Genomic DNA, 11,590 nt, shown 5'->3' on the forward strand with positions numbered 1-11,590 from the left:
TCCTGACCGCGCGCCTCTCCCTGGATGTAGCCCATAAACGACAATGCCCGTATCGATCGATACGGGCATTGTCTTCAGCTTCGACTCAGACGGCTAGGTTTTCACACAGTCTGGACTGCGGGGCTTTTTATTGCTTCTCGACTTAGCCGTTGAACACGTCATCCACCGAAGTCAGCGGATAGTGCTTCGGATAGGGCAGGGTCGCTACGCCGGACTCGATGGCGGCCTTGGCCACAGCATCGGAGACAACGGTGATCAAGCGTTTGTCCATGGGCTTCGGAATGATGTACTCACGACCGAATTCCAGGGACGCCACGTTGTAGGCATCGCAGACGTCCTTCGGTACCGGCTCCTTGGCCAGGTCGCGCAGGGCATTAGCGGCAGCGATCTTCATTTCCTCGTTGATGCGGGTGGCGCGCACGTCCAGGGCACCGCGGAAGATGAAGGGGAAGCCCAGCACGTTGTTGACCTGGTTCGGATAGTCGGAGCGACCGGTGGCCATGATCACGTCGCTACGGGTCTCGTGAGCCAGCTCCGGCTTGATCTCCGGGTCCGGGTTGGAGCAGGCGAAGACGATCGGGTTGGCCGCCATGCGCTTGAGGTCTTCCGGGCTCAGCAGGTTGGCGCCGGACAGGCCGACGAACACGTCTGCACCGTCGAGCGCCTCGGACAGGGTGCGCTTGTCGGTCTCGTGCGCGAACACGGCCTTGTACTGGTTCAGGTCGTCGCGACCGGCGTGGATCACGCCTTTACGGTCGATCATGAAGATGTTCTCGACCTTGGCGCCCATGCTCACCAGCAGCTTCATGCAGGAAATGGCGGCAGCACCGGCGCCGAGGCAGACGATCTTGGCTTCGGCCAGAGATTTGCCGGCGATTTCCAGGGCATTGAGCATGCCGGCAGCGGTCACGATGGCGGTGCCATGCTGGTCATCGTGGAATACCGGAATGTCGCACTGCTCGATCAGGGTGCGCTCGATTTCGAAGCACTCGGGCGCCTTGATGTCTTCGAGGTTGATGCCACCGAAGGTAATGGAAATGCGCTTGACGGTATCGATGAACGCCTGCGGGCTTTCAGCGTCGACTTCGATGTCGAATACGTCGATGCCTGCGAAACGCTTGAACAGAACGCCTTTGCCTTCCATCACCGGTTTGGAGGCCAGCGGGCCAAGGTTGCCCAGACCGAGGATGGCAGTGCCGTCGGAAATTACCGCTACCAGATTGCCCTTGCCGGTGTACTTGAAGGCCAGTTCAGGATCACGCGCGATTTCGCGTACCGGCTCGGCAACGCCCGGGCTGTAAGCCAGCGACAGGTCGCGGGCGGTGGCGGTCGGCTTGGTCAGCTCGACACTGAGTTTCCCCGGGCGGGGTTGGGCATGGTATTCGAGAGCGGCCGTTTTCAGATCAGACATTTTGGCATTTCCGCTTTTGCTTGTGACAGACGTGACGGGCGAGCATACGCAAGATGCATGGGGCTAACAAGACCGTTCAGTCACCCGGCGTCAACCCCTCTAACGTACGACTTTTAGCCAATCTCCTGGCCTCGGCTCGCCGATTGGATACAAATTATTGAGCAATCGAATACGATTTTCCAGATCCACTTGCGTACCCGGCAGTTTGCTCTCTCTAGCCAGGCTGGCAATGGTCTGCCCCGACTTCACCTGGATCAGGTGCAGTCGTAATGGCTGGGCCAAGGCTTGCTCTTCCTTCTTCAGCGGGCGGAAGCTCCTGATCACAGACATGAAGTGATCGTCCTGGCTTTCCAGCGAGGCCTGATTGCGAATGGCACCGACGAACAGGTACGCCTTATCGTCCTTGTAGATCACCGCCACTCGCCGCGCCGGACTTCCCGGAAGCACCGCAGTAGCCCCCTGTAGCCCCGCTTGCTGCAACGGTTCCTCCATGGACAGGCGCTGACCGGCCTTTTTTCGCAGGTAGTCTGCGGGCGTCAGGGTTGGCTTGCGGCCATCCAGGGTCATGGCGATGAATGCCTGCTGGTCGGCGCTGTGGGTGATCACCGCATCAGGGCGATTGACCAGCCCCCAGCCGTCCGGCAAATGCAGGGTGAAATCCAGTTCAGCGTGGTAGAAGTTCTGGTCACGACGCACGCCAGTTTCCGCCGAATCGCCGAAAGGTAGTCCCTCGAGGTGCTTGAGGAAGACCTCCCGGTTCACCACTTGATTACCGCCAGCCAGCGCGCTTGCCGGCCCCACCACCTGCTGCAGGCGGGTATCGTTGTCAGGGTGCGTGTCGAACAGTCCGTGATAACCCGACGGCGGCGCGGGCTCGCCCTTGCGCTGGGCTTGGTCGCGGGCGAACTCCTCCTGGTTTTTCAGCACCTTCACCACTTCGATCATGGCCTGAGGGTCATAACCACTGCGCGCCAGGTACTGCGCTCCGAGACCGTCAGCCTCCAGCTCCATATCGCGCCCATAGCCACGCACGAATGCGGTACCCAGCACATTGGTCAGGTCGCCGGCAGCACCGACACCGGTACCGATGGCCACCGCCTGCCCGAGGATGTTCCAGGCGGTGGACTGGCTCTGCTGCTGCACGCTGTGCCGCGCGGTGACATGCCCCACCTCGTGCCCCAGCACCGCGGCGAGTTCAGCCTCGGAGTTCAGGTAGGCCAGCAGTCCGCGGTTGATATAGATGTAGCCACCCGGCAGAGCGAAGGCGTTGATGTCGGGCGAGTCAACCACGGTGAACAGGTAGGAGATGTTGCTGCGGTGGCTGTGACGGGAGACACGCGTCCCCACTTCCTGCACATAGGCCTGCAGCTTTTCATCTGCGTATCGCGGATTCTGCTTGGCGATTTCCTGGTTGTAGCGGCGTCCGAGATCCAGCTCCTGCTGCTCGCTCATCATCACAAAGTTGGTCTTGCCGGTTGCAGGGTTGACTGCACAACCAACCAGCTGGGAAGAAGCAAGCAGTAGCGCCATGACGAGCGCAGCGGATCTCATCGAATCACCTCGAGCATTCCATTGTGGGTAAGGGGGAGCATCCAGCGGGAATCCCTCGTATTAACGCCGCCCCTGCGCGCGCGGTCAATTACCCAGCCCCGCGCCTCTACACGCCGCCCCACCAGGCGCTGCAGCGCGGCCGCATCGAACTGGCGCAGCTGCTTCAGCTCGATCCGCAATACCAGCGGCCCCTCCAGTTGAAGCCAGACGCCGCCGCGGTTGCGATCAACCTTCGTCACTCGCCCCTGCACCAGCGCAAAGCCACTCCGCCGCAGCTGCCAGGGCGACTGCTGGGGCGGGCGACGCCAAAGCCCACGACCAGCCCGACGCGCCGCACGCTCGGCAATAGCGTGACAATCACTCAGGGCAGCGTTGGGGCCAATGGCGATGCGAAACGCCAAGCCCTCGGCAAGCAGGTGCTCCTCAAGGTTTCGTCCGCGACTGTCGTACAGGTGCGCCAGCGTGCGACCGTACTTGTCTTTAGATTCGCGCCCGAGCCGAAGCCCCACCCGTCCGCCACTGGACTTCACCAGCTCGTCCAAACGCTGGCGTGCCGCTTTGGCGTAGGGTTCATCCGACCGCCCCTTGCGCGCCAACTCAGGCGCATTCAGACCGATCATACGAATGCTTCGCCCATCGATCAGACGCAGGGTGTCGCCATCAACGACTTTTCGGACTTTATAGGTAGGAAGCTTACCCGGAGCCGGGCAGGCGGCCTGCAGGGCGAAACTCAGTGCCCAGAAAAAGAAAAAGGCGCCTGCTAGAGGCGCCTTTTTTGTCAGCGGGGACATGGCCATTGGGCCTTCCCGGGCTGCTCGGACCCTTACTTGGTGCCGAACACGCCGAAACGCTGCTTGAAGCGATCGATACGGCCGCCGGTGTCCAGAACCTTCTGCTTACCGGTGTAGAACGGGTGGCACTCGGAGCATACGTCGAGGCTGATGTTCTTACCCAGGGTGGAGCGGGTTTTGATGACGTTACCGCAGCTGCAGGTAGCTTCGATCGCTACGTACTCGGGATGGATTTCCGGTTTCATTGCTTGATCCTCAGGTCTGGCGTGCCGCCACCCGACCCTATGTCGAGCACCGCACGGAAACAGGCGGCGGATGATACCAGAGTGAGGGGGCGTTGCAACCAGCCGGCCGCACCGGCTGTCGCGGCGGGCCATGCTAAGATCGCGCCTTTTCCGAAGGGACCGCCCGCTTGCCCGACGCCCTCATTCTGCGCCTTGCCCTGCCCTCTCCGCTGCGCCGCCTGTTCGACTATCGGGCGCCTGCCGGCGTGCCGCGTGCCGCCCTGCAGCCAGGTGTGCGCCTGCGCGTCCCCTTCGGCCGTCGCGAGATCATCGGCGTGCTGGTGGAGCTGGCGGAGACGAGCGAGGTGCCCGCGGACAAGCTCAAGCCCGCCCTCGAACTGCTGGACAGCCGACCGCCCCTGCCGCCGCCGCTGTTCAAGCTGTGCCTGTGGACCGCCCAGTACTACCAGCACAGCCTGGGCGACACCCTGAGCTGGGCATTGCCCGTGCTGTTGCGCCAGGGTGAACCGGCCGAGGCACGGCAGGAGCGCTTCTGGCATGCAGCCCCCGGTGCCAGCGTCGACGATCCGCGCCTGGCCCGCGCGCCACGCCAGCGCCAGGCCCTGGCTACCCTCGCCCAACACCCCCATGGCGTAGCCCACCAATTGCTCGCCCAGCTGCAGTTGAACAAGGACAGCCTCGATATCCTGCTGGAGAAGGGTCTGGCCCGCGTCGAAGTGCGCCGCCATGCCCCCAGCGAACGCCACGGCCCGCTGCTGGCCCAGCCGGAACTCCCGCTGAACCCGGAACAGCGCGCTGCCTTCGATGCCGTCCACGCCTCCTTTGGCAGCTTCAACGCCCTGCTCCTGGCGGGCGTCACCGGCAGCGGCAAGACCGAGGTCTACCTGCAACTGATCCGCCAGACCCTTGAAGCCGGCAAGCAAGCCCTGGTGCTGATCCCTGAGATCAACCTTGGCCCGCAGACCCTCGAGCGCTTTTCGCGACGCTTCAACGCACGGATTGCCCTGCTCCACTCGGCGGTCAACGACCGCGAACGTCTGGATGCCTGGCTAGCCGCCCGCGACGGTGAGGCCGATATCGTCATCGGCACGCGCTCGGCACTTTTTACACCGCTGAAAAATCCTGGCCTGATCATCATCGACGAGGAGCACGACGCCTCATATAAACAGCAGGAAGGCCTGCGCTATCACGCCCGCGACCTCGCCCTGGTGCGCGCCCGCCAGGAGAACATCCCGATCCTGCTGGGCTCAGCCACACCCTCCCTGGAAAGCCTGCAGAATGCCCACGCCGGTCGTTACGGCCTGCTGCGCCTGACCCAGCGGGCCGGTGGCGCCAAGCAGCCACGCTTCCTGCGCCTGGATGTGAAGAGCCTGCCGCTGGACTCCGGCATCTCCATACCGTTGCAGCAGGCAATCGCACAGACCCTGGCCGCCGGCCAGCAAGTGTTGGTGTTCCTCAATCGCCGCGGCTTCGCACCCACCCTGCTGTGCCATGACTGTGGCTGGATCAGCCAATGCCCGCGCTGTGATGCGCGCATGACCCTGCATCAGCGCTTCAACGAACTGCGCTGCCACCATTGCGGCCACACCCAGCGCCAGCCGGCATGCTGCCCCGATTGCGGAAAGGTTGACCTTCGCCCCGTAGGCGCCGGCACCGAGCGCGCCGAAGAGCGCCTGGCAATCCTCTTTCCGAAAACGCCGGTACTGCGCATCGACCGTGACAGCACCGCGCGTAAAGACGCCATGGACAAGTTGTTCACCACCATCCAGCGCGGTGAGCCCTGCATCCTTGTCGGCACCCAGATGCTCGCCAAGGGGCACCACTTCCCGAGGGTGACCCTGGTGGCCATCCTTGATGCCGACGGCGGCCTGTTCTCCGCCGACTTTCGCGCCAGCGAACGCATGGCCCAGTTGATCGTCCAGGTCGCCGGACGCGCTGGCCGTGCGGAGGAGCCGGGCCGGGTGATCATCCAGACCCACCTGGCCGACCATCCGCTGCTGGTGCAACTCACCGAACAGGGCTATTTCGCGTTTGCCGAGCAGGCGCTCTCGGAGCGCCGAGCCGCTGGCCTGCCACCCTTCGCCCACCTTGCCCTGCTGCGTGCCGAAGCGCACAAGCCTGGCCAGGCGGAAGCTTTTCTCGACAGCGCCTGCCTCGAAGCCGAGCAGCAATTGGCCGAGATGAGCCTCAATGGCGTCGAACTCCTGGGGCCGGTGCCCGCCCCCATGGAACGCCGTGCCGGCCGCTATCGAGCGCAATTGCTGCTGCAGGCCCATGCCCGCGCGCCGCTACACCGTCTGCTGACGCCCTGGAGCCAGGTATTGGAGCAGCTGCCTGGTGGTCGCACAGTGCGCTGGTCGCTGGATGTCGACCCTATTGACCTGTTCTAGCGCGGACCAACCGACCGACAGCACCCACTGGTCCTTGCAGCTCGCAGCTTAAAACTTGAAGCTGCTGCCGCAGCCCACCGATAATGCACAGTTTTCAACCAGTGCCAGCCCTCTCCGGGGCGGCCGGAAGAGCAGAAGATGAAAGACACCATTCGCCAGCTGATCCAGCAAGCCCTGACCCGACTCGCCACCGAGGGCGTGTTGCCCGAGGGCCTCAGCCCGGCCATCCAGGTGGAAAACACCAAGGACAAGAGCCACGGCGACTTCGCCAGCAACATCGCCATGATGCTGGCCAAACCCGCCGGCATGAAGCCGCGCGACCTGGCCGAGAAGCTCATCGCAGCCCTTCCCCAGGACGAGCAAGTCGCCAAGGTGGAAATCGCCGGCCCAGGCTTCCTCAACTTCTTCCAGAACACCCAGGCCCTGGCCCAACGCCTGGAGGCCGCCCTGGCCGACGATCACCTCGGTGTGCGCAAGAACGGCCCGCAGCAACGCGTCGTCGTCGACCTGTCGGCACCGAACCTCGCCAAGGAAATGCACGTCGGCCACCTGCGCTCCACCATCATCGGTGACGGCGTAGCCCGGGTCCTCGAGTTCCTCGGTGACACCGTCATCCGCCAGAACCACGTAGGCGACTGGGGCACCCAGTTCGGCATGCTGCTGGCGTACATGCAGGAGCAGCCGGTGGGCAGCGATGCCGAGCTGAGCGACCTGGAGTCTTTCTACCGCGCCGCCAAGAAGCGCTTCGACGAGTCCGAGGAGTTCGCCAACCGCGCCCGCGAGCTGGTGGTCAAGCTGCAGGCCGGCGACCCCGATTGCCTGCGCCTCTGGAACCGTTTCAACGACATTTCCCTGAGCCACTGCCAGGCCGTCTACGACCGCTTGGGCGTCAAGCTCACCATGGCTGACGTGAAAGGCGAGAGCGCCTACAACGACGACCTGCCCAACGTCGTTGCCGACCTGCGCGCCAAGGGCCTGCTCACCGAGAGCGACGGCGCCCTGTGCGTGTTCATGGACGAGTTCAAGAACGCCGAAGGCAACCCCCTGCCGCTGATCGTACAAAAAGCTGGCGGCGGTTACCTCTACGCCACCACCGACCTGGCCGCCACCCGCTACCGCGCCAATGTGCTCAAGGCCGACCGCGCGCTGTACTTCGTCGACCAGCGCCAGGCCCTGCACTTCCAGATGGTCTTCGCAGCTGCGCGCCTCGCGGGATTCGTGCCCGCGTCGTTCGAGATGGAGCACATGGGCTTCGGCACCATGAACGGCGCTGACGGCCGCCCGTTCAAAACCCGCGATGGCGGCACCGTGAAGCTGATCGATCTGCTGGATGAAGCCGAACAGCGCGCCTACGACCTGGTCAAAGGCAAGAACCCTGAGCTGGACGAGGCCGAGCTGCGCTTGATTGCCCGCGCCGTAGGTATCGGCGCCGTGAAGTACGCCGACCTGTCCAAGCACCGCACCAGCGACTACAGCTTCAACTTCGAGCTGATGCTGAGCTTCGAGGGCAACACGGCCCCCTACCTGCTCTACGCCTACACCCGCGTAGCCAGTGTGTTCCGCAAGCTCGGCAAGGACTTCTCCGAAGTCGACGGCCAGATCATCCTTGCCGCCGACCAGGAACAGGCACTGGCTGCCAAGCTGGCGCAGTTCGCCGATACCCTGGGCAACGTCGCCGAGAAAGGCGTCCCGCACCTCCTCTGCGCCTACCTCTACGACCTGGCCGGTCTGTTCTCCAGCTTCTACGAGAACTGCCCGATCCTCACCGCCGACGACCAGGCTACCCAGCAGAGTCGCCTGCGCCTCGCCGCGCTGACCGGCCGCACCCTGAAACAGGGTCTTGAGCTGCTCGGCCTGCAAACCCTGGAACGCATGTAACGGACTATGGCGAAGAAAAAAGCTGCACCCAAGCGCGGGGCCAGCCGCTACCAGGCGCCGGCCAAGAAGCCAGTGCCCGGCTGGGTCTGGCTCGCCATCGGACTGGTCATCGGTGGCTTCGTCGTTTTCCTGAACCAGCTCGAGCCGGGCCGCGACGAAGTACGCCGGACCAAGCCAGAGCAAGCCGCGACCGGTGCCGCCAGCGGCAAGGCCGGCAGTGATGCCGGCAAGCCACAGGCCAAGCCCGCACCGCAGCCCCAGGAGCCAGTGAAGCCGAAGTACGACTTCTACACCCTGCTGCCGGAGTCCGAGGTCATCGTGCCGCCGGAAGCGGTGCCCAAGGAGACGCCGCCCACACCGCCCGAGCAGAAGCCGGTCACGCCGGAGGAAGCCGCCAAGATCGACGCGGCGCGCGCCCAGGCCGCCCTCAACGGCGAGACCCCGCCCCCGCCGCCGGTGGTGGCCAAGGCGCCGGTCACCAACCAGTTCTTCCTCCAGGCCGGCTCGTTCCGCAAGCGCGACGACGCCGACCAGGTGCGTGCACAGATCATCCTGCTCGGACAAAACGTCCAGGTGGAGTCCGGCACCGTTCGCGAAGAAACCTGGTACCGCGTGCTGGTTGGCCCCTTCGCCAATCGCGAGCAGCTCGCCTCGGCACAAAAGCAGCTCGCCGGCAGCGGATTCAGCAATTTGCTGTTACAGCAGCGCCAGAGCCGTTGAGTCCATTGATAACCTTGCCCGGTTGAAAACCCGGGCAGGACCCCCCATCTGAGTTTCCATTCGGGCATTTCGCCCCGCTGCGTGGAGACTCTCCCCTTGACCACCATCGTTTCAGTCCGCCGCAACGGCAAAGTCGTCATGGGCGGCGACGGCCAGGTTTCCCTCGGCAACACCGTCATGAAGAGCAACGCCCGCAAGGTCCGTCGCCTCTACCACGGCCAGGTCCTGGCCGGCTTCGCCGGCGCCACGGCCGACGCCTTCACGCTGTTCGAACGCTTCGAGGGCCAACTGGAAAAGCACCAGGGCCACCTGGTCCGGGCCGCCGTCGAGCTGGCCAAGGACTGGCGCACCGACCGCTCCCTGAGCCGCCTGGAAGCCATGCTCGCCGTCGCCAACAAGGATGCCTCGCTGATCATCACCGGCAATGGTGATGTGGTCGAACCCGAGCACGGCCTGATCGCCATGGGCTCCGGCGGCGGCTTCGCCCAGGCCGCTGCCCTGGCGCTGCTGCAACACACAGAACTGTCCGCTCGCGAAGTGACCGAGACCGCCCTGAACATCGCCGGCACCATTTGCGTGTTCACCAACCAGAACCTGACCATCGAGGAGCTGGACAGCGCCGAGTAAGGCCGCTGTCCCGCAATGGAGCAATTTTCATGTCCATGACGCCCCGCGAAATCGTCCACGAACTCAATCGCCACATCGTTGGCCAGGACGACGCCAAGCGCGCCGTCGCCATCGCCCTGCGCAATCGCTGGCGCCGCATGCAGCTGCCGGCCGAACTGCGCGCCGAGGTGACGCCGAAGAACATCCTGATGATCGGCCCGACCGGTGTCGGCAAGACCGAAATCGCCCGTCGCCTGGCCAAGCTGGCCAATGCGCCGTTCATCAAGGTGGAAGCCACCAAGTTCACCGAAGTCGGCTACGTTGGCCGTGACGTCGAGTCGATCATCCGCGACCTGGCCGATGCCGCCGTGAAGATGATGCGCGAGCAGGAAATGCACCGCGTACGCTACCGCGCCGAAGACGCCGCCGAAGACCGCATCCTCGACGCCCTGCTGCCCCCGGCCCGCACCGGCTTTGGCGATGAGCAGCCACGCGAGGACTCCAACACCCGCCAGCTGTTCCGCAAGCGCCTGCGCGAAGGCCAACTGGATGACAAGGAAATCGACATCGAAGTGGCCGAGTCCCCGGCTGGCGTGGAAATCATGGCCCCGCCCGGCATGGAGGAAATGACCAACCAGTTGCAGAACCTCTTCTCCAACCTCGGCAAAGGCAAGCGCAAGACCCGCAAGCTGAAGGTCAAGGAAGCCATGAAGCTGGTGCGCGACGAAGAAGCTGCACGCCTGGTCAACGAGGAAGAGCTGAAAGCCGCCGCCCTGGAAGCGGTTGAGCAGAACGGCATCGTCTTCATCGACGAGATCGACAAGGTGGCCAAGCGCGGTAACGTTGGCGGCGCCGATGTATCCCGTGAAGGTGTGCAGCGCGACCTGCTGCCGCTGATCGAAGGCTGCACCGTGAACACCAAACTGGGCATGGTGAAGACCGACCACATCCTGTTCATCGCCTCCGGCGCCTTCCACCTGTCCAAGCCCAGCGACCTGGTGCCGGAACTGCAGGGCCGCCTGCCGATCCGCGTCGAGCTGAAGGCACTCTCTCCGCAAGACTTCGAGCGCATCCTCACCGAGCCCCACGCCTCGTTGACCGAGCAATACAGCGCACTGCTCAAGACCGAGGGCCTGAACATCGAGTTCGCTCCGGACGGCATCAAGCGCTTGGCGGAGATTGCCTGGCAGGTCAACGAGAAGACCGAGAACATCGGAGCCCGACGCCTGCACACCCTGCTCGAACGCCTGCTGGAAGAGGTGTCTTTCAGCGCTGGCGACCTCGCCGCGCAGCATGACGAGACGCCGATCCTCATCGACGCCGCCTACGTCAACGGCCACCTCGGCGAACTGGCACAGGACGAGGACCTTTCGCGCTACATTCTCTGACAGGCGCGTATCACGGACAGCCGGCACTCGCCGGCTTTCTGTTTTTGGAGACTTCGAAATGCGAATTCCCAGCGGTATCGAACTGCACAAGACCTCCAGGACCTTGACCCTGAAGTACGGGCCGGAGGAAAGCTACACCCTGAGCGCCGAGTTCCTGCGTGTGCACTCTCCCTCGGCAGAGGTCCAGGGCCACGGCAAGCCCATTCTCCAGTACGGCAAGCTGAATGTCGGCCTGAGCAAGCTGGAACCGGCCGGCAACTATGCCCTGAAATTGACCTTCGACGACGGCCACGACAGCGGCCTCTTCACCTGGGACTACCTCTATCAGCTCGCCACCCGTCAGGAAGCGCTGTGGAACGACTATCTGCAGGAGCTTGCAGCCGCGGGCCGTTCGCGCGACCCCAACGAATCGGTGGTCAAACTCATGCTCTGAAGCGGTGCAGTCCGCGCCCCATACCGGCCCTTGCCGCCCAAGGTTAGGGCGCATTTTCTAAACGCTCGCGACATACTCCCGCTGCAGCGAACTCTCTGCGGTCAGCTTGCGCAAACTGACAAACTCGGGTAACCAAGTTCTGGCAGGTTCCATGCATTTGGCATCGCCAGATACAGA

The 11,590-nt window shown here is 63.9% G+C and carries 10 protein-coding genes; 6 read left to right on the forward strand and 4 right to left on the reverse strand.

The window, feature by feature from the left end; translation table 11 throughout:
* Nucleotides 1-142: 142 nt before the first annotated feature.
* The 4 genes from FFS60_RS05360 to rpmE form a co-directional block, all read right to left on the reverse strand.
* Entirely contained in the window at nucleotides 143-1,411 is a 1,269-nt protein-coding gene (locus tag FFS60_RS05360; RefSeq protein WP_028629798.1) for a malic enzyme-like NAD(P)-binding protein, read from the reverse strand.
* Between the two features lie 99 nt (nucleotides 1,412-1,510).
* Entirely contained in the window at nucleotides 1,511-2,962 is a 1,452-nt protein-coding gene (locus FFS60_RS05365) for a M48 family metalloprotease (RefSeq protein WP_137821339.1), read from the reverse strand.
* Nucleotides 2,959-3,759, reverse strand: a complete 801-nt coding sequence (locus FFS60_RS05370) for a thermonuclease family protein (RefSeq protein WP_028629800.1) — start codon at nucleotides 3,757-3,759, stop codon at nucleotides 2,959-2,961. The genes FFS60_RS05365 and FFS60_RS05370 overlap by 4 nt, the downstream gene beginning before the upstream one ends.
* 26 nt (nucleotides 3,760-3,785) lie before the next feature.
* Entirely contained in the window at nucleotides 3,786-3,998 is a 213-nt protein-coding gene (rpmE, locus tag FFS60_RS05375) for a 50S ribosomal protein L31 (RefSeq protein ID WP_028629801.1), read from the reverse strand.
* A gap of 167 nt (nucleotides 3,999-4,165) precedes the next feature.
* Here rpmE and FFS60_RS05380 point away from each other — a divergent pair, with 167 nt between their 5' ends.
* From FFS60_RS05380 to FFS60_RS05405, 6 genes are all read left to right on the forward strand, one after another.
* Nucleotides 4,166-6,388, forward strand: coding sequence for a primosomal protein N' (locus FFS60_RS05380; RefSeq protein ID WP_137821340.1), 2,223 nt, complete (start codon nucleotides 4,166-4,168; stop codon nucleotides 6,386-6,388).
* 138 nt (nucleotides 6,389-6,526) lie between these two features.
* Entirely contained in the window at nucleotides 6,527-8,266 is a 1,740-nt protein-coding gene (argS, locus tag FFS60_RS05385; RefSeq protein WP_028629803.1) for an arginine--tRNA ligase, read from the forward strand.
* A gap of 6 nt (nucleotides 8,267-8,272) precedes the next feature.
* Nucleotides 8,273-8,986 (forward strand): SPOR domain-containing protein, encoded by a 714-nt coding sequence (locus FFS60_RS05390; protein WP_028629804.1) that lies wholly within the window; start codon nucleotides 8,273-8,275, stop codon nucleotides 8,984-8,986.
* 96 nt (nucleotides 8,987-9,082) lie between these two features.
* Nucleotides 9,083-9,613, forward strand: a complete 531-nt coding sequence (hslV, locus tag FFS60_RS05395; RefSeq protein WP_028629805.1) for an ATP-dependent protease subunit HslV — start codon at nucleotides 9,083-9,085, stop codon at nucleotides 9,611-9,613.
* 29 nt (nucleotides 9,614-9,642) lie between these two features.
* On the forward strand, nucleotides 9,643-10,980 hold the full coding sequence (gene hslU / locus FFS60_RS05400) for an HslU--HslV peptidase ATPase subunit (RefSeq protein ID WP_028629806.1): 1,338 nt from the start codon (nucleotides 9,643-9,645) through the stop codon (nucleotides 10,978-10,980).
* Between the two features lie 58 nt (nucleotides 10,981-11,038).
* Nucleotides 11,039-11,413, forward strand: a complete 375-nt coding sequence (locus FFS60_RS05405; protein ID WP_137821341.1) for a gamma-butyrobetaine hydroxylase-like domain-containing protein — start codon at nucleotides 11,039-11,041, stop codon at nucleotides 11,411-11,413.
* Nucleotides 11,414-11,590: the final 177 nt, after the last annotated feature.

The sequence above is a fragment of the Pseudomonas sp. D(2018) genome (genome assembly GCF_005502555.1).
GTDB lineage: Bacteria > Pseudomonadota > Gammaproteobacteria > Pseudomonadales > Pseudomonadaceae > Metapseudomonas > Metapseudomonas resinovorans.

Excerpts from the sequence above, each read along its gene's own strand:
- FFS60_RS05390 (WP_028629804.1), top strand. The coding sequence starts at position 8,273 with ATGGCGAAGAAAAAAGCTGCACCCAAGCGCGGGGCCAGCCGCTACCAG.
- FFS60_RS05370 (WP_028629800.1), bottom strand. The coding sequence starts at position 3,759 with ATGGCCATGTCCCCGCTGACAAAAAAGGCGCCTCTAGCAGGCGCCTTT.
- argS (WP_028629803.1), top strand. The coding sequence starts at position 6,527 with ATGAAAGACACCATTCGCCAGCTGATCCAGCAAGCCCTGACCCGACTC.
- FFS60_RS05360 (WP_028629798.1), bottom strand. The coding sequence starts at position 1,411 with ATGTCTGATCTGAAAACGGCCGCTCTCGAATACCATGCCCAACCCCGC.
- FFS60_RS05405 (WP_137821341.1), top strand. The coding sequence starts at position 11,039 with ATGCGAATTCCCAGCGGTATCGAACTGCACAAGACCTCCAGGACCTTG.
- hslU (WP_028629806.1), top strand. The coding sequence starts at position 9,643 with ATGTCCATGACGCCCCGCGAAATCGTCCACGAACTCAATCGCCACATC.
- FFS60_RS05365 (WP_137821339.1), bottom strand. The coding sequence starts at position 2,962 with ATGAGATCCGCTGCGCTCGTCATGGCGCTACTGCTTGCTTCTTCCCAG.
- rpmE (WP_028629801.1), bottom strand. The coding sequence starts at position 3,998 with ATGAAACCGGAAATCCATCCCGAGTACGTAGCGATCGAAGCTACCTGC.